Raw genomic sequence first — 17,681 nt, 5'->3', positions numbered from 1 at the left:
ACTCGACCATCACGAGTTGAATCGTGCATCTCTTCGAGCTGTTGTTTCTGTTGTGGAGTCAGTGTAATTTTCATGGTTCGTAGCATGATCCTGCTTTAAGGAAAAATCAAGCACCTTCAATGATCACGGGTATAACTGTGAGTCATTTTTCATCAGTCCCTTATAACGCGTTTTGATGAACCCGAACTGGCACTTGATGATGCGAAATGGGTGTTCCACTTTTGCACGGATACTGGCTTTCAGGTATTCAATCCTGATGACAGTTTTGTTCTTACGGGGATGCTTTTTCAATGCGCGAATTTTGCTGGGGCGCTCGGCGATTAACCATTCCACATCAGCGTCTTCCAGCTCTTCCCGTTTCTGTGCGCCCTGATAACCGGCATCGCCGGAAACGAATTCCTCTTCACCGTGCAGCAACTTATTCAATGGGTTTAGGCCATGTTCGTTGGCGGCAGTAGTGACTAGCGTATGGGTGAGACCGCTGTTGGCATCAACGCCAATATGGGCTTTCATGCCGAAGTGCCATTCATTGCCTTTCTTGGTCTGATGCATATCTGGGTCACGTTGTTTGTCTTTGTTCTTGGTGGAACTTGGGGCTTCGATAATCGTGGCATCCACCAAGGTGCCCTGTGTCATCATCACGCTGCAGTCAGACAGCCATTGATTGACTGTTTTGAACAGCTTGCGTGCCAGTTGGTGTTTTTCGAGTAAATGCCGGAAGTTCATGATGATGGTGCAGTCTGGGAGCGCTTTATCCAGTGATAATCGTGCAAACTGACGCATTGAAGCAATTTCGTATAACGCATCTTCGGTCGCTTCGTCACCAAGACTGTACCATTGCTGCATACAATGAATGCGGAACATTGTCTCAAGTGGATACGGGCGGCGGCCGTTGCCGGCTTTTGGGTAAAAGGGTTCAATCACTTCGAGCAGTTGAGACCACGGCAACAGGTTGTCCATCCGGGATAAAAAAATCTCTTTACGTGTTTGGCGGCGCTTGCTGGAAAACTCACTATCGGCAAAGGTGAATTGTTGGCTCATGGGTGTTGGTCGTTGTGATGGACTGTACCACTATGATCTCACATTAGGGACTTATTCGCACCTTCCCTAACACAGTTCGCCTGTCTGCTTCAGACAACAAGTTTGCAACGGACTCGGGCAACAAATGGAACAACCAAGCCATCGCCAAACAATCGGTTGCAGCTCGGTGTCCTTCATAAAACCAACCTAAGCGAAGCAGCAGGTACTCAAGCTTTCGACTTTCAAAACCCAATGCTTTCCAATCTATGCCACTGGCTGAACAGGCCCAAGATAGATGGCCTAATGTGACAAACCGCTTTTCAAAGAAAGGACGATCAAACTGTGCATTGTGCGCGACCACCAGCGGATCATCGGATAACCAACTCGCAACCAGTGCATCATCAATGCGCTGGCGTTGCACCATGTCATCGGTGATACCGGTTAACTCGGTAATCAGCTCAGGGATTGGCTTGCCGGGATCTTCATACAAACTGATCACATCAACAATCGACACAATCCGCTGAGCAGAGGGGCTGTAAAGCACCTTAACCAAATAGTAGAGAACCACCATTGGCTGTTCATCACCGACCACAGCAGAAAGTTCAAGTGGCCAGGACTGCGGTTTACGCGTTAATGGAATGCGCTCCAGCAATCTAAAATCTTCTGGTCTTTCTGGGATATCCGCGAGGCGCTCTAGCGGAAATGGTGCAGGGGCTCTTGTCATTGATGGTTCCTCTTCAATTCTGTTGTTCGCTTTGGGTTATTTCACTGTGCCCTGTTCGTTTATAAACGCGTTTGTACAAAATGCACCTTGGATACCTCAGCGTTTTTTTAATCTTTCTACTGGGTGAACCCATGTATGAAGGCTTTGGCTAAGCCTTTCAGAAAGTCTTAGCTAAACCGTTTAGGCAACCCTTACCGATACCCTTTACGTATGGCTTAGCCAACCCCTTTTCAAACGGTTGCAAAAGGCTTGAACCGAGTTCGACTGAGCATTTTAATGATTCTCCTGACTTCGCTTTAAGCCAGTAAATTCAATACGAAGCAGAATTTTACTAACTGTTTTGAAACCCTTTGCGAAGGGTTCAACAAGCCTTGTTTGACGGTTACCTAACCCATGCGTTAACCAGTAGCAGTAACAGGATCATTAACAGAAACAAGAACAGTAGGCAGAAGCAGTATTGTCCAAGCCTTGCGGCTTTGACGAGGGCGAGCGATCCCCCACATCAAGCTTTTCAACACAAAAAAGAAATCACCCACGAAACAACGTCTTACTCGAACAACTACAGTTTTACCTACAATTTTACTTGTAGAAATCAGCATAGTATTAGATACTGTATGAACAAACAGTATCAATTCTATTTTTTTCGAGGTTCGTCATGAGTGTCTCGCTGATAGGCCGTAGCGGCGCACTTGCCTTCATCAAAGCCAAGCGCCTTCGTATTCCATTGTTCATGGAACGTGTTTCTGCTGGTTTTCCCTCACCAGCGCAGGATTATGTTGAGCAAACGCTCGACCTTAACGAGCTGTGCATCAAACGACCGGCTGCAACCTTCTTTGTGCGTGTTGAAGGTGATTCTATGATTGATGCCGGGATTCACCCAGATGATATTCTGGCGGTTGATCGCTCTGTCCAAGCAGAACACGGTGACATTGTCATCGCTGGCATCCATGGTGAACTCACGGTAAAGGAGCTTCAACTAAGGCCGTGCGTCAAGCTGATCCCAAGAAGCCGGGCGTATGAACCTATCCATATTCCCGAAGGGACAGAGTTAGAGATATTTGGTGTGGTCACCAATGTGGTGCGAAACATGCGCCGTAAGTCGTGACTATCCCATGCCTGTATTTGCCTTGGTGGACTGCAACAATTTTTACGCCAGTTGTGAGAAGCTGTTTCGTCCTGATTTAAAAGATACGCCGGTTGTGGTGCTGTCCAACAATGACGGCTGCGTGGTTGCACGGTCGCGTGAAGCCAAGTTACTCGGTATTAAAATGGGCGTACCCGTCTTTCAGATCAAAGCTGAAATGCAGCGCCATGGCATTTTGGCTTTTTCATCCAACTATGCGCTGTATGCAGATTTAAGCAGTCGAGTGATGCGCACTTTGGAAGAGATGGCACCACGAGTAGAGGTTTACTCCATTGACGAAGCGTTTTTGGATTTAACCGGTATTGAGTCTGCCCTATCCCTTGTCGAGTTCGGACAACAAGTGCGGGAGCGCATAGGCCACTGGATTGGGATCACCGTCTGTGTCGGCATTGCACCGACTAAAACACTCGCCAAACTGGCAAACCATGCCGCCAAAAAGTATCCCGCCACTCAGGGCGTTGTAGACCTGACCAATCCAGATCGGCAACGTCGATTACTCGCATTAGTCCCAGTTGATGATGTTTGGGGCGTTGGTAGACGGCTTTCTAAGCGTTTAAATGCTTTGGGTATCACCACAGCCCTAGACCTAGCCAATGCCTCTCCTAGAGCCATCAGAGACCAGTTTTCAGTGGTTTTAGAGAGAACCGTCCGAGAGCTCAATGGTGACTCGTGCATTGAACTTGAAGAGATCCCGCCAGCTAAGAAACAAATTGTCTGTAGCCGTTCATTTGGCGTAAAAGTAACGCACTTTGAATTGTTACGTGAGGCCGTCTGCGAATACGCAACCCGCGCCACTGAGAAGCTACGCAAAGAACAGCAGCAAGCCAAAGTGCTGACCGTGTTCATACGTACCAGCCCCTTTAAGGACAACGAGCCGCAGTACAGCAACTCTGCATCGGGTGAATTGCTAATCCCCAGTTGCGACACGCGGGATTTTATCGAGCTGGCCAATCACTTACTCAAGCGGATTTGGAAGGATGGTTTTCGTTATGCCAAAGCGGGCGTCATGCTATCTGACTTTTACGATCTTGGCATGTTTCAGTCAGGACTATTCGATGACGTATCGACCCGCTCAAATAGCCAACAGTTAATGTCTGTATTGGACACCATTAACCAAAGCGGTGCCGGAAAGGTTTTCTTTGCTGGACAAGGTACGAAGAAAGATTGGTCAATGAAGCGAGAGCATTTATCTCCCGCCTATACAACACGCTGGGACCAGTTACCACGAGTGAAGTAGACCCTGCGATTCAATAGGCATTCACTCTGCGACGCAGCATGTTGAGCTTATCAACCTGGCGTCGAATATCACTGAAAAATTCCTCTTTCTCCATGGCCAGCGCTAGCTCCCACTCTTTGGCCAAACCTTGGCAGTCCAAAAATGAGTATCTGAGCTTCGTCTTGGAAATACGCAGCCCCTTGCTAAAGACCACGCGTTTGCCTCGTTGACCGTGAAAACTGTTGATGTACCACTCAATGCCAAAGCCATACTTAAAGTCTCTGATACGGACACCAAGCAGCCCCCAATCTTTAAAGGGCTCATTCTCACGAACCTTGTAATGGGTAACCCAAAAGTCATCAACTTCAGCTCGTGCCAGCGCTTTTAGCCTGTCCGTTTCTTGCTGAAGTAAATCTGATACCTCTGCTTTCCATTGTTCATTGACGATTTCTACCAAACCAATTTCCCCATCCAATTAACCCCAAAAGCCAAAACCACTATCCGTTTGGCTTTTGGATCGAAACGCCAAACGTAAAACTGCCGTAACAATCACTGTTTGGCGTCTCGATATAAATCAACTCGCGCAATCCCATACATGACAAGGGATACAGGCCGATTTCACTTAAAAGCGCCTAAAAAGACGTATCGCCATGAAGATACAAACCGTTTGGCGAGTTCAGGCCAGAATGCAAACGACGTTTGGCGTCTCGATTTTTTTGACTCAGTCATTCGCCGCCAAACAGAGCCTATTCTCATACTTTTGCGAAAATGCAATAGGCAGATAGATGAAAGGATTTGTCACCTTTCTGCCCACCGCCAGTGCACCGAATCCTGATAATGACATTTGAGTGAACCGCCAGAGTACTTGGAAATGCCCAAGCGTGGTCAGTGCGGTTGATTGAAAACCGTTAGAGCACTTTGAGTGCACAGGAGATAAGTATGTTTGTACTAGGCGTAGATATCGGTTACTCAAACCTGAAGCTGGCCATTGGCCAATCAGGCAGTGAACCGAAAACCATTATTCTGCCTGCGGGTGCCGGTCCTGCGGATCGTATGCCGGATCGTATCAGTGGAGGCGATGATGAAACCTGTTTGTATGTGTCTGTCGATAATGAGCGTTGGGCCGCCGGTGTGCCAGCTGGACGCCTTCAAGGCTGGGAACGAGAGCTTAACCCCGAATATCCCACCACAAAAACCTATAAGGCGCTTTTTCATGCTGCCTTGTTAATGGCTGAAACTGACTCCATCGATTTGGTTGTCACTGGATTACCGGTTTCCCAGTTTCATGAACCACAACGTAAGTCAGACCTTGTGCAGCGTTTAAAAGGTGTCCATCAAGTGACGCCTAAGCGCAGCATCACTGTTCATGACGTCAAAGTGCTGCCGCAGCCTGCCGGTGCCTATATGGATCTGGTTCAAACAGGTGGTGATTTGGGCTTGATTGAAGAAGGTCGCGTCGTCGTCATCGATCCAGGCTTCTTTTCTGTTGACTGGGTTGCCCTTGAGGCCGGAGAAATTCGCTACAGCTCATCAGGAACCAGTCTTCAGGCAATGTCCGTGCTACTGGAAACGATTGATAAGCTGATTTCGGAAGATCACGGTGCCAAAGTGGGTATGGATCGACTTGAAAAAGCCATGAGAACCGGCGACTTGCAGGTGCTGCTATTTGGAGAAAAAGTCGATGTTTCACCTTGTCTGAATACTGCCATGAAAAAGGTAGCGCCTGTTGCTCTTACAGCCATGCGCCAATCCATGCGTGACGAAAGCATTAACGCGGACTTGGTATTGATCGCCGGAGGTGGGGCCTTGACTTATAAGGAAGCGGCCAAGGAGATTTTTTCACGAAGCAAGATCATCGTGCCGGAGCAGTCTGTTTTGGCGAACGTCCGAGGCTTCTGGTTTTATGGGGCCTGATCATGAGAGTCGTCGTCAACATTCCCCCAGGGAGCCACCCTGAACTGCTCAAAGAATTAGAAAAGACGCCGCCACGGGAACGCGCTGAGCGTCTGCGGATGCTGGCCACCTTTGGCCTAATTCACATGAGCCAAACCAATCTATCGACGACATCTGCACCGGTGGATGGCCATGCACCAGATGGTGAAGTGACTTTTATGAGTACAGCGCCAGAACCCGAAGCAGAATCACGTAAGCAATCATTAAAATCAAAACTAGGGCTGGGCTTATAACATGGCGTTATCAGTTAGCTGGCTCGATGCCAGGTTAAATAAAGAAGCAAAAGAAACCGTAGTAAAAGCCGACCGAGACGGGCTAAGCGCTCGGGTATCGCCCAAGGGCAAAATTGTTTTTCAGTTTCGTTATCGTTTCGATGGCAAGCAACAGCGAGTAGACATAGGTACTTACCCACTTATGAAGCTTGCTGAAGCCAGGAATGAGCTGGATAGGTTAAGGGCGGTACTCGACCAGGGCAGAAACCCCAAGCTCTACCTACAGCAGGAACGGGCCAAGTATTCTGCCAACCAAAGCTTCGAATCGATTTTTCGAGACTGGATAGACTCTGCCGGTAAGCAAAGGCTAAAGGAGAAAACGTGGCACTACCAAAAACGCAGCAGTGAAATATATTTGCTGCCTCGACTTGGCAAGTACCCATTAACTGACATCAATGAATTATCCTTACGAAACTGTCTTCGTGAGGTTTCGGAGTCGTCCCCTTCAAACACAGAACGCCTGGTGTCTGTGCTGCACAAGTTTTATGACTGGCTGATTGATGAACAAATTTTGGAAATTAACGCTGCCGCTGGGATCACAGCAAAAAAAGTTGGCGGTAAGAAAGGCAAACGAACTCGGGTGCTAAATGACAACGAGATCAGGATACTTTGGCGCTATTTGCACGAGTCAAAAATCACTGAGAAGAACCGCATCTACATAAAGCTGCTTCTGCTATTGGGCGGTCGCAAGGGCGAACTCATTCAAGCTGAAAAGCATCACTTTGATTTGCAATCTGCAATGTGGACAGTGCCTATAGAGATCCGCAAACAAGGTGAGAAAATAGGAGCGCCGATCATGCGGCCATTAATCAAACCAGCTATCGAGCTGATTGAACTGGCGATGCAGATGAGTAAATCAACTTACTTGTTTCCCGCGAACGGACAAGAAGCACTTGCCACAAATGGCTTTGATACCACTATTCCTAACAATGTGAAAATCTGGGCTCGCAGGTCGCTTGGTATTGAGATGGAACATTGGTCTATGCATGATCTACGCAGAACGATGCGAACACGAATGTCGGCCATCACGACGCAAGAAGTTGCCGAGTTGATGATTGGCCACAGCAAAAAAGGGTTGGATGCTATCTACAACCAATATCAGTACCTGGATGAAATGCGTCATGCTTACGACGTTTGGTATCAACAACTAGAAACCATCATCGAGCCGACAGGCTTTCCATTCAACTGGCGTTTCGGACAGTAAAAGAAAGAGGCTCAGTCCTCTTTCTTCTCATACTCTTCCAAGTCTTCAATGTGCCACAGCTTGTTTCGTGTATTTCGGTTGATACGAGGTTGCGGCAAGCTGCCATCTTTTATTCTTCGCCAGAGCGTCGTATAGCTAATGTGGTAACGAGCCATCACTTCGTAAGACGTGAGAAAAGGGGTTACTTGGTGCGCTACTGCTGTCATCTGCATTCTCCTGAAAATCAATGTAAAGCTATCATCGCCTGATTCATCACTTGTTGATGGTCAGAAAGATGCATGATTTGTTCAGAAGATCAGCCGTATAAAAACACTGGTATCATTATTCAGTTTACCAAACGTCCAATTTTCGGCGCAAAGCGCCGTAAATTAGCGTGAAGTTAAACCATCATTACGACAAACATCGATATTCACACTCTAGCTTCCAGAAATTCAGCGTAGCGGTATGCTTCGTAAGTGTGTTTCGATTGCTTCAATCATCGATTTGGTAAGCGGTAAATGCGCTTTTTCTTTCGCCCATACCTCATGAAAGCCTGCTACGGTTTGTTTGGCGGTATCTAACACCAATTTTTCTGGCAGCATGGCTTTAGCTGCTAGGTGTGATAACTCATCTAACGTGAAATCACTGAATTTCTTGCTACGGCTCACCTTCAGCGACGCACTATCATCGGAGATATAAGGAATGGTCGAGACAAAGTCATAAGCAGGTGCTATTGATGCTGTGCGCTTATCTTTATAGATCACAGACCAATTCTTCAAATGCATATCTGCATTTCCAATTAGCGTATTGAACACCAATCGGCGAGTAAATTCTGCGATATCATCGTCTTGGCCTTCGATGCCGATAACCTGAGCAATATTGCGCATACTGGCTTTTTTGTATTTATCTTGAGGATAAACGCCAAACACTTGCGCAAAGTCCTCAATGTGCACAGCTTGACCATCTGCACGGTCAAAACGTTTGATCACAAACGCACTGTCACCAAATTTGCCAATGCCATTTGGGATATTAGCAATCTGATTAATAGGGAGTAACTGCGTTTCTGGCACATTCATTCCCAACATTCGAGCCAGTTCCATCATTGAATATTCATTTTCTGGCACAGCTTCAAATCGAGACGACGGTAATTTTACAATCCAAGAACCACCTTGACCGGTTGCTGGGATCGTCAAACCGCCATTTGCCTGCTGCACCGCTGAAAACTTCAATTGCACTCCCGCCAATGAAAAACGCATTGGCCCATCAGTCTTCTTTTCATCTTCTATGTCTTGATACACATTAGGTGGTAAGGATTCACCATTCGCAGGCTCAACCGTGATCGCGCCAGCCAGATCCCGTCCCAGTGCCCACAATAGAAAAAATTCTCTCGCGGGGTTCACTCCGGCACGCTCTGCTAGGTAATTTCTCATCGTTTCTTCTGGCAAAAGGTTAGAGAAAAGCGGGGTTAACTTAGTTTGGGTCGGTTTGAAGCTAGTCAGCAGGCCACCTAGCGAATCTTTAAAGCTAAGTCCTAACACGGGCCGCGATTCATCATGAATGTACGAATCCATAAAGGCAAAAAGCGTTCTGTCATTGCCCACGTTGGTGATAGTGGCAATGGGTTCACCGTACAGCAACACGTTGAGCGTAGAGACATGGTTAGTCATCGTCGTCTTCCTCTAACTGATACGCGGGCGACATTGACTCACCCTCATCGCTAATGCCGTTAATACCTTGGCCACTTCGAATGATCGACTTGATGGCAGGTACAGACTTTTTAGGCGCAACCAATAGCTCTAGGTCTAGTACACGGGCAAGTGCAATCAAACTGGATATTCTTAAATCAACACTGCCAGACTCGATTTTCGAAATATGGCTTTGAGGCACACCCGAACGAGCACTTAACTCTCTCTGGCTAAACCCCTTTCGTACCCGAGCTTCTCGAAGACTTTCTAGTATCTGCTCTGTTACATAGCTCATTTCGATATGCCTTAATGCATCAATTAAGAATAATTATATACAAAAACATATCACAGTACCTTAAATAACACAAATTTGATTAGCCATTACATATCAAAAGCCATGACCAGATACATAATTACATATAAGTAGAAGGAGATTTTTGTCATCGACAAAAGAGCGATACTCTCGCTGATAATCGCCAACTGACGCATCAAACTCCCTAAGTACTTTTGTAGCTCAGCCCTTATACAGCAAGGGCTACAGAAGAACTCGCGTCAAATCGCCAGAAGATAAGTGCAACAAAGAGGAAGTTTGTACACAGTTACAGGAAATTTTGTACACACAAGTCGAAAAACAAGTGCAAAATGATGGTGTAAACAGCAACTAAATTTGAAGGTAAGTCTGATATCTCAATTAGAAATAACCGTATTGGTTCGCTTCAAGCATCTTCAAAAACGAACACTAAAGCGAAAATCACGCCAACAATAAACTCCCTCATTAAATTTTGTAATTTGGTACAGAAGAAAACATTTACCAAAAAAAGAGACTCTTTTTAACGGTAGTACTTTTTACGCCAAACCCAGTAACCACAAGGCCTACAGCCAGGTTTGTGTCATGGAATTTTCGCAAAAGGCCTCTAAAACGGAATTTGTACTCAAGTTTGTACACACTTTCCGAGGTTACGCTTGAACATCATTGAAAAGCAAAGAAACGAGAAAAAGACAAAAAGCCTTTAAATTCAGTAAGTAGAGATGTAATTGTGGTGTGCAATGAAAGGTGGTTTTAAGCGTTGAAAGGCTGGGCGGCATCAGGGTGAGAAATAATAGCGAACGTTCTGCGCTTAGACACTTCGCCTAAAAAAAGGGGATTTGACATTAGTTAATCTTCTAAATTACTTTCATGCTCACAAAATAGGCAAGCATATCTACTATTCGATATTGTGCGGTATTCTCGCTTATTATCGCTGTGCTAGCAAACTGGAAAGACATGAACTGAATTTACTCGGCTCACCAGCCTTTACCTGCAACTAACAAGGGAAAGCCAGCTCCACACAAAGAGATGTAAAAATTCAAAAAATTATTATTACATATTCAAAAGCCTCGAATCCGGATACGCATTTAAAGCATAAGTGTTGATGAGGTAATTAGTAACGGCCTAAAACTAACTCAAAAATAAGTAACTCATGATAATGGCGTCTTCCTTACCATTTCCCGATTTAGCTGGGTAATAGTTGTAACGACGGTCCACTTCATTAAAACCTGCTTGCTCATAAATATGGATAGCTGGGTGATTACTTTCACGCACTTCTAACCAAGCACTCTCTGCTTTGGCTTGTTCACAGTATTCAATAAACGCGTCCAGCAATTTTTGCCCTAGCCCTCTGCCCTGTTGAGAAGGCGCTACTGCAATATTTAATAGTGTCACTTCTCCAACAATATTCTGTCCATAGAAGTAACCAACCACTTGAGAGCCTTCCAGCATCACATGATGGCAAGCACCGCGACTGGATAAGTCACGAACCAAAGATTCGGCCCAAGGGTGAGAATGTGCTTGCTGCTCGATTTGCCAAACTTGGTCGAGGTGCTCTGCACGCATCGGCGTAATTTCAATTGTCACGCATTAGCTCCGTTAAGAAGAGTACGAACAGATTTGTTGCCACAATGCGCGGCGCTGTTCGTTATTACCATCAATATCTTGTAATAGTGGCGAGGTCAGGTGCTTTGCCTTGATGCTTTGATCAGCCTCACAGCCTGCAAACCACACCCACTCTAGCTGATGTTCACCCAGCATGGATAAGCGCTCAGGCTCTAGGTGTAGCGCATCATCAAGCGTGAGCTTAATGCTTTTTAATACGCGCTCAAACATCAATGCCGTCTCGTTTTCTGGACATATTGGCGATACCAATAGGAGTTTACATGAACTTTGCAAATCCAATAATGGCGATTGATAGCCTTCCAGTCTTTCAGGGTGTACCAGCTCCCATGTGCTGATCCCCATTTCACGTAAATACTGTTTCTCGTTAATTGACATTTTCCGTCACCTATTTGAACGAGGGCAATCCTATCAAATTATCGCGATTATACCTAAAGGACTTCAAGGAACACCTGAACACAATGAGATGATTTGGATATTCCTGAACATAGCGTTTTGCCAACGGCCACACATTGGGTATGACATATGAGGTACATTATGAAATTCTTAAATACGCTACTACTTTGCACACTGGTAGCCGCCACCAGCGTGAGTGTTTTTGCTAATAACAGCGATGAGTGGGAGCTGATTGCAACGAAAACCGTTAACTTTCATACAGAAACAGATACCGTGACACCAAATAGCCTATTCCGAAACCGAAGCTTCAGTAAAATAAAACTAAAATGTGTGCAAGGAACGGTAGACATGAATGGTTTAAAAGTCGTCATGACAGATGGTAGTGAGAAAAAGCTTTCCTCTATGGGCGTACTAACAAGCGGATTGTCGACTCGTGCCTGGAGCCTTCCAGGTACAAAAGAAGCCAAGCTAAAACGGATTGAAATGACTTACAGTAGCTGGGGAAGCACAAAACTTAGCCTGCTAGGGGTAAGTAAAAAAGCGAAAATAGAGGTCTGGGGCAAAAAGAAAAGTAACCAGTCATCCTAACCTCCCTATCTCAGTTTTCAGTGAATAAGAAAGAAGCCCACTTAGTCGTGGGCTTCTTTCATTTACAGTTCAGAGAACTCTGGCGCATAGTCTATGCGTCCGGAGCGTCCAGCACATTGACCTTCGACCAACTCTGCGACTCGAAATGCACCTTTAGGGACATCCCAAGCACATTCAAAGCCCATCTCGTCGCATGATTGAAAACCCTGGCGCGCGTAATAATCAGGATCGCCCAACACCACACACACTGGGTAACCAAAATCACGCAGTGAATCAAAACCTTCTTTGATCAACTCTGCAGCGATGCCTTGGCGACGGTAATCTTCATGAACAGCTAATGGCGCTAGCCCTTGCCATGACAAATCTTCACCATTTAAGGTCACAGGGCTAAATAAAGCATGGCCTATCACCTCTCCCTCATCTGTACACGCGACTAAGGAAAGCGTGAATTTGCTGTTTTCGCGCAAACGCATCACAAGCTCAGCTTCAGCTTCCGTCGGGAAGGCGTGTTTCAATAAGCGGTCAATGGTAAGAATGTCCGCTGGGGCTTCAGTTCGAATAAGCATTCGCTACTCCGGTTGGTTGTGCAGGCGCTTGAACTCCTTTCTGAACAAAATCAGCCAATTGATTCAAAGCGACTTGCATTGCTTTCGGTAACTGCTCTAAGTCGACACTGTCCATTAAGTTTTTCACTTCTAAGCCAAGCTCAGTATCACCTTCAATTGAAAGGCGACGTTGGAAGAACAGTGTGTCAGGGTCTTCTTTACGACCAGCAATCAGTACTAGGTCGTTTAGATTACCACTAAAACTCACATCTTCCTGAACTGGTTTTTCAGCTACCACCAATTTTTCGTCTTGATAGCTGATGTACCATGCTAAGTTCAAGTCTTTAATCGCAACTTTTAACCACTTGTCTTCAAGGAACTCAAAGTCACCATCTTCCAAGGCTTCTTTAAACACCATTTTTAGCCCTTCTAGCAACGCTTTTTGCTGAATTGGCTGTGGTAATAACTGGACTGGAGAACGCAAAATATTAGCTGCGTTCTTTACTAGTTGACTGCGAATCTTGTTTAACACGTTCATTATCCGTTACTTTGTCATTAGGTTGCTTATATTAAGCAATCGTGGCGATGAGATTACTGTTATGTATCAATAAAGTGCTTATTTTAGATTGGTGGTTTATTGCTCACTAACGCTTCTTTTTTTGAACTTACGTGTATTATTGATGCGAACAGGTGGATAAACACTTTTACAACCGTATTTTCAAAGTTATAGTTATCTGAGCGTATCCATGTGATTGTCGACTGCACAGCTAAAACCGCGAGCCCTTTAATGGCAAGTAACACTTTGGCTTGGTGGTAGATCGCCGCAGGCTTATCAGGGTGTCGCTTTTTATACACGGACGAATAATCTGGCTCATTGGAGATCGGTAATACCCTAATGCCTTCCCAGCAATTAAAACATTGGTTTGCCACGCTAACCTCAAATAGCCCTTTCTTCTTTGCCATTCTTGATAAAAAACACAATTATCGAATGGTAAGTGACCGTTACTGCGATATCGCAGGTTTAAGTCATGAGGAAATCGTCGGCTTAAACGATTGCCAAGTGCTGGGTGAACAGTTTTATAAGAAGCTTGCACCATACTATCAGCGCGCGTTCAAAGGGGCACATGTCGAAGCCGAAATCACGCTCGATGAAACCGACCTTGAAACCAGTCTTCACTTTAGTCTTTCGCCAGTTTTTGAAGGTAACGACATTCGCTTTGTTGTTTTTCACGCTGTCGATACTTCAGAAAAGCAGATACTCGTTCGCTCCTTAGAAGAGTCCGAAAGTAAGTTTGCGAAGTTAACACAACTGCTACCAGACGGCTTACTGCTTATCGAAGATGATATTGTCATCTCTGCGAACCCCGCATCAGCGCGCCTTCTCGGACTTAACTCTCCTCATGAATTGTTGGGCGAAGAGCTAAGTCGTTTATTCATCGATGAAAACAGTAAAAAGGTATTTAGTCATCGATTGAGTACATTAATTTCTGACAAACCTTTTGTCTGCTTAACCAGTGCAAGATGCGGCTTTGAACGGAAAGTTCAGCTACACGCGGATTCCACGGCGATATTAGGTAGCGAATCTCAAATTATCCTAATCCAAGATGCTGATGATGCGCCCAAAAACCTGTCTTCTGCATCGAATGAAGACATACACATTGACTCGCTCACCAAACTCTACAACCGCTTTGGCTTCACCAAACGTTTGGAACAGCTGATCAAAAAGCAAACACCGCTTCTGGTGTTCTATTTGGATATCGATAACTTCAAAAACATTAATGACTCACTTGGTCACCATATTGGCGATAAAGTGATTCAAGAGGTATCGGCCCGTCTTAAACGGTTACTGCCAAACCAAGCGATTATTGGTCATTTGGGTGGCGATGAGTTTGGCGTCATTCTGCCGGAGCCAGAAAACACCCGCATGGCTGAAATTTTGTCCGATCGCATTATCTCGTTGATCAACCAACCTTTCGACTTGCACCACTTCAGTAAACGCCTTGCGTGTTCAATTGGTAGCGTTCGATACCCTGAAGACGGACAAGATGCGCGAATCCTACTACAAAATGCCGATACTGCGATGTATGAAGCCAAAGATCGTGGTAGAAATCGTCTGATCAAATTTAACGATCAAATGAACAAAGAAGCGCGTATGCGTTTGTGGCTTGAAATTGAACTGCAAAAAGCATTGCAGCAGAACGGTTTGGAAGTGTGGTATCAACCTAAGGTTAACGCGCGAGACTTCAGTATCAACGGCGCAGAAGCGCTCGTTCGTTGGAAGCATCCAGTCGAAGGGTACATTAGTCCTGGCTCATTCATTCCTGTCGCCGAGCGCGCTGGGTTAATAGAACACCTTGGACGTGTCGTGATGCGTGATGTTTTCAATACGGTAAAACGTTGGAAGCAACAAGGCATACTGCCAGGCCGTGTCGCCATCAACCTCTCTCCCGAGCAATTTGGCAACCCACAGCTGATCGACTTTATGGAAAAGCTGCTTCGCACTACCGAGCTTGATCCAAGCTGCATTACCTTCGAGCTAACCGAAAGTGCCGTGATGAGTGATAGCGAACATACACTGCAAATGTTGAATGCGATTAAAAAGCTTGGCTTCGCTCTCTCTATCGATGACTTTGGTACCGGCTACTCTTCTCTTTCCTACTTAGCGCGTTTTCCTATTGACGAGCTAAAAATCGACCGCGCTTTTATTAATGATATCGACACACTACCGAAACAAGTCACTGTGATTGAAAACATCATTAATCTGGGTAAGTCGCTCGACTTAACTGTCGTTGCCGAGGGGGTGGAAACCCACCAGCAAGCGACCCTGCTCTCTAACCTTCAATGTAATGCGATTCAAGGATTCCATTTTTATCGCCCGCAGCCAAAACATGAAATTGAAGAGCTGTTTGTACAGAATCGTCGTCACAAGAACTAACCCCGACCCGATACCCTTACTCGCAAGGGGTAAATATCGACTTTATTGAGCTAAACCTAACTTAGGTCAATTTCGCTATTCATAATTCTTCATAAAATGCGGACACCTTTTTATTCTCAATGATTGTGAGCATATGGAACTCTTGTGTCCCGCGGGTAACCTGCCTGCGTTAAAAACTGCGATTGATTGCGGTGCCGATGCCGTCTACATTGGTTTCAAAGATGATACCAACGCCCGTCACTTTGCTGGCCTCAACTTTAACGGCAAAAAGTTAGAAAAAGCGGTGCAATACGTTCATGACCGCAATAAAAAAATTCATGTCGCGTTGAATACCTTCGCTCATCCCAATGGCTTCGAGCGCTGGACGAACGCAGTAGACAATGCAGCGGCACTGGGTGTAGACGCGCTGATTGTTGCAGACATTGCAGTGCTGGAGTACGCGGCTCGCAAATATCCCGATCTAGAACTACACCTTTCAGTGCAAGCATCAGCGACCAACGTCGCAGCCATTGATTTTTACAAACAAAACTTCAACGTAAAACGGGTAGTATTACCTCGCGTTTTATCGATTCATCAGGTCAAACAGCTTTCACGCAACATCACTAGCGATGTCGAGTTAGAAGTCTTTGCTTTTGGTAGCCTTTGCATCATGTCTGAAGGTCGCTGCTACCTATCGTCATATATGACAGGCGAGTCTCCAAACACTGTGGGAGCATGCTCTCCAGCTAAGTACGTTCGCTGGCAAGAAACAGAAAATGGTCTGGAATCCCGCCTTAACGACATTTTGATCGATCGCTACAGCGCCGGTGAAAATGCGGGCTACCCTACCTTGTGTAAAGGTCGTTTCGAAGCAGAAATCGAAGGCGAGAAAAAACGCTACCACGCACTGGAAGAACCAACCAGTTTGAACACCCTCTCTATGCTGCCAGAACTATTTGCTGCAAATGTGGCGTCTGTAAAAATTGAAGGTCGCCAACGTAGCCCAGCTTACGTAGAACAAGTCACTCGAACATGGCGAGCCGCGATTGACCGTTACCAAGCAAACCCAGAAGCTTATCAAGTCGAAGCGGCTTGGGATGCCGCATTGGCAAACGTGTCTGAAGGTACGCAGACCACACTTGGTGCTTATCACCGCAAATGGCAGTAGAGGTTAAGATGGATAATTCAATGAAATACGCGCTTGGTCCGCTGTTGTACTTCTGGCCAAAACAAGATATCGAAGCGTTTTATGAACAAGCGAAATCAAGCTCCGCGGACATCATCTATCTTGGGGAAACCGTATGTTCAAAACGTCGAGAAATGAAGCCTTCGCATTGGCTTGAAATCGCAAAAGAGCTGTCTGCATCTGGCAAGCAAGTGGTGCTATCAACAATGGCACTACTAGAAGCTCCGAGTGAAGTAAACATAATGAAGAAGTACATCGACAACGGTGACTTCGCGATTGAAGCAAATGACGTATCTGCTGTTCAATTGGCATCAGAGCATAAAGTGCCTTTCGTCGTTGGCCCTGCAATCAATACTTATAACGCACACACGCTCAACTTATTTTTGAAGCAAGGTATGATGCGTTGGTGCATGCCTGTCGAGCTATCTCGCGAATGGTTAAACGATACTTTAGTTCAGTGTGACGAGCTTGGTATTCGTAACAAGTTTGAAGTTGAGGTATTTAGCCACGGTTATTTGCCTTTAGCGTATTCCGCTCGCTGTTTCACAGCCCGAGCTGAAAACCGAGCGAAAGACGATTGCGAAACCTGCTGTATCAAATACCCTACGGGTATCCAGGTCAGCAGCCAAGAAGGGCAAGAAGTCTTTAACCTTAACGGCATTCAAACACAGTCAGGGTATTGCTACAACCTCATCAATGACTTACCTACTATGAAAGGGCTGGTTGATGTGGTCCGGTTAAGCCCTCTTGGTATCGACACTTTTTCAGAGTTAGAGCGTTTTCGCTCAAACGAATACGGCGATAATCCTGAAAAGCTCGAAAGCCGCCAATGCAATGGCTATTGGCATCAACTAGCGGGCTTAGAAGTAAAAACCATTTAATCCTTAAAGATAAAAGCGAGGCCTAGCCTCGCTTTTATCTGTTA

General features: G+C 45.7%; 17 protein-coding genes and 3 pseudogenes. 9 read left to right on the top strand and 11 right to left on the bottom strand.

The window, feature by feature from the left end; translation table 11 throughout:
- Positions 1 to 132: 132 nt before the first annotated feature.
- Together R7E78_RS10875 and R7E78_RS10870 are read right to left on the bottom strand one after the other, a co-directional pair.
- Positions 133 to 1,041 (bottom strand): annotated as a pseudogene (locus R7E78_RS10875) (IS5 family transposase); the annotation flags it as partial.
- A 67-nt stretch (positions 1,042 to 1,108) separates the two neighbouring features.
- A pseudogene (locus R7E78_RS10870) lies at positions 1,109 to 1,744 on the bottom strand (exonuclease domain-containing protein); the annotation flags it as partial.
- Positions 1,745 to 2,399: 655 nt separating this feature from the next.
- Between R7E78_RS10870 and umuD the strand changes: the two are divergent.
- Positions 2,400 to 2,849 (top strand): translesion error-prone DNA polymerase V autoproteolytic subunit, encoded by a 450-nt coding sequence (umuD, locus tag R7E78_RS10865; RefSeq protein WP_169628521.1) that lies wholly within the window; start codon positions 2,400 to 2,402, stop codon positions 2,847 to 2,849.
- A complete protein-coding gene (gene umuC, locus R7E78_RS10860; RefSeq protein WP_411913423.1) occupies positions 2,818 to 4,125 on the top strand; it encodes a translesion error-prone DNA polymerase V subunit UmuC in 1,308 nt (435 codons plus the stop codon). Before umuD ends, umuC begins: the two co-directional genes overlap by 32 nt.
- A 10-nt stretch (positions 4,126 to 4,135) precedes the next feature.
- Here umuC and mobI read toward each other — a convergent pair whose 3' ends face one another.
- Complete coding sequence (gene mobI, locus R7E78_RS10855) at positions 4,136 to 4,579, bottom strand: conjugative transfer protein MobI(A/C) (RefSeq protein ID WP_025574216.1); 444 nt, start codon at positions 4,577 to 4,579, stop codon at positions 4,136 to 4,138.
- A gap of 464 nt (positions 4,580 to 5,043) precedes the next feature.
- Between mobI and R7E78_RS10850 the strand changes: the two genes are divergently transcribed.
- From R7E78_RS10850 to R7E78_RS10840, 3 genes are read left to right on the top strand one after another with little or no spacing between them, the layout of a single operon-like run.
- On the top strand, positions 5,044 to 6,018 hold the full coding sequence (locus tag R7E78_RS10850) for a ParM/StbA family protein (RefSeq protein WP_064376544.1): 975 nt from the start codon (positions 5,044 to 5,046) through the stop codon (positions 6,016 to 6,018).
- A gap of 2 nt (positions 6,019 to 6,020) precedes the next feature.
- Complete coding sequence (locus tag R7E78_RS10845; RefSeq protein WP_064376543.1) at positions 6,021 to 6,290, top strand: hypothetical protein; 270 nt, start codon at positions 6,021 to 6,023, stop codon at positions 6,288 to 6,290.
- 1 nt (position 6,291) lies between these two features.
- Entirely contained in the window at positions 6,292 to 7,533 is a 1,242-nt protein-coding gene (locus R7E78_RS10840) for a tyrosine-type recombinase/integrase (protein WP_064376542.1), read from the top strand.
- Between the two features lie 11 nt (positions 7,534 to 7,544).
- Here R7E78_RS10840 and R7E78_RS10835 read toward each other — a convergent pair whose 3' ends face one another.
- From R7E78_RS10835 to R7E78_RS10815, 6 genes and pseudogenes are all read right to left on the bottom strand, one after another.
- Positions 7,545 to 7,739, bottom strand: coding sequence for a helix-turn-helix transcriptional regulator (locus tag R7E78_RS10835; RefSeq protein WP_000127614.1), 195 nt, complete (start codon positions 7,737 to 7,739; stop codon positions 7,545 to 7,547).
- Between the two features lie 225 nt (positions 7,740 to 7,964).
- On the bottom strand, positions 7,965 to 9,179 hold the full coding sequence (locus R7E78_RS10830) for a type II toxin-antitoxin system HipA family toxin (RefSeq protein ID WP_213870451.1): 1,215 nt from the start codon (positions 9,177 to 9,179) through the stop codon (positions 7,965 to 7,967).
- A complete protein-coding gene (locus R7E78_RS10825) occupies positions 9,172 to 9,492 on the bottom strand; it encodes a helix-turn-helix domain-containing protein (RefSeq protein ID WP_022609784.1) in 321 nt (106 codons plus the stop codon). Before R7E78_RS10825 ends, R7E78_RS10830 begins: the two co-directional genes overlap by 8 nt.
- A gap of 780 nt (positions 9,493 to 10,272) precedes the next feature.
- Positions 10,273 to 10,350 (bottom strand): annotated as a pseudogene (locus R7E78_RS31190) (peptide chain release factor 3); the annotation flags it as partial.
- A 285-nt stretch (positions 10,351 to 10,635) separates the two neighbouring features.
- Positions 10,636 to 11,091, bottom strand: a complete 456-nt coding sequence (rimI, locus tag R7E78_RS10820) for a ribosomal protein S18-alanine N-acetyltransferase (protein WP_005380122.1) — start codon at positions 11,089 to 11,091, stop codon at positions 10,636 to 10,638.
- Between the two features lie 12 nt (positions 11,092 to 11,103).
- On the bottom strand, positions 11,104 to 11,505 hold the full coding sequence (locus tag R7E78_RS10815; protein WP_005380121.1) for a DNA polymerase III subunit psi: 402 nt from the start codon (positions 11,503 to 11,505) through the stop codon (positions 11,104 to 11,106).
- Positions 11,506 to 11,664: 159 nt separating this feature from the next.
- Here R7E78_RS10815 and R7E78_RS10810 point away from each other — a divergent pair, with 159 nt between their 5' ends.
- The gene (locus R7E78_RS10810; RefSeq protein WP_005380120.1) at positions 11,665 to 12,111 is read left to right on the top strand and encodes a hypothetical protein; all 447 of its coding nucleotides are present in this window, start codon (positions 11,665 to 11,667) and stop codon (positions 12,109 to 12,111) included.
- A gap of 62 nt (positions 12,112 to 12,173) precedes the next feature.
- Here the strand turns inward: R7E78_RS10810 and R7E78_RS10805 are convergent, their stop codons facing one another.
- Complete coding sequence (locus R7E78_RS10805) at positions 12,174 to 12,677, bottom strand: GNAT family N-acetyltransferase (RefSeq protein WP_005380119.1); 504 nt, start codon at positions 12,675 to 12,677, stop codon at positions 12,174 to 12,176.
- Positions 12,661 to 13,188 (bottom strand): SCP2 domain-containing protein, encoded by a 528-nt coding sequence (locus R7E78_RS10800; protein ID WP_005394645.1) that lies wholly within the window; start codon positions 13,186 to 13,188, stop codon positions 12,661 to 12,663. Before R7E78_RS10800 ends, R7E78_RS10805 begins: the two co-directional genes overlap by 17 nt.
- A gap of 363 nt (positions 13,189 to 13,551) precedes the next feature.
- Between R7E78_RS10800 and R7E78_RS10795 the strand changes: the two genes are divergently transcribed.
- The 3 genes from R7E78_RS10795 to R7E78_RS10785 all read left to right on the top strand — a co-directional run bounded on the left by R7E78_RS10795 (position 13,552) and on the right by R7E78_RS10785 (position 17,637).
- The gene (locus R7E78_RS10795; protein ID WP_005380112.1) at positions 13,552 to 15,591 is read left to right on the top strand and encodes a bifunctional diguanylate cyclase/phosphodiesterase; all 2,040 of its coding nucleotides are present in this window, start codon (positions 13,552 to 13,554) and stop codon (positions 15,589 to 15,591) included.
- A gap of 133 nt (positions 15,592 to 15,724) precedes the next feature.
- The gene (locus R7E78_RS10790; protein ID WP_005386427.1) at positions 15,725 to 16,738 is read left to right on the top strand and encodes a peptidase U32 family protein; all 1,014 of its coding nucleotides are present in this window, start codon (positions 15,725 to 15,727) and stop codon (positions 16,736 to 16,738) included.
- 20 nt (positions 16,739 to 16,758) lie between these two features.
- The gene (locus tag R7E78_RS10785; RefSeq protein ID WP_021034024.1) at positions 16,759 to 17,637 is read left to right on the top strand and encodes a U32 family peptidase; all 879 of its coding nucleotides are present in this window, start codon (positions 16,759 to 16,761) and stop codon (positions 17,635 to 17,637) included.
- The last annotated feature ends 44 nt before the right edge of the window (positions 17,638 to 17,681 follow it).

The organism is Vibrio sp. YT-19(2023) (assembly GCF_033337395.1).
The sequence above is the reverse complement of the archived record's forward strand: the minus strand, read 5'-3'. Positions and strand labels throughout refer to the sequence as shown.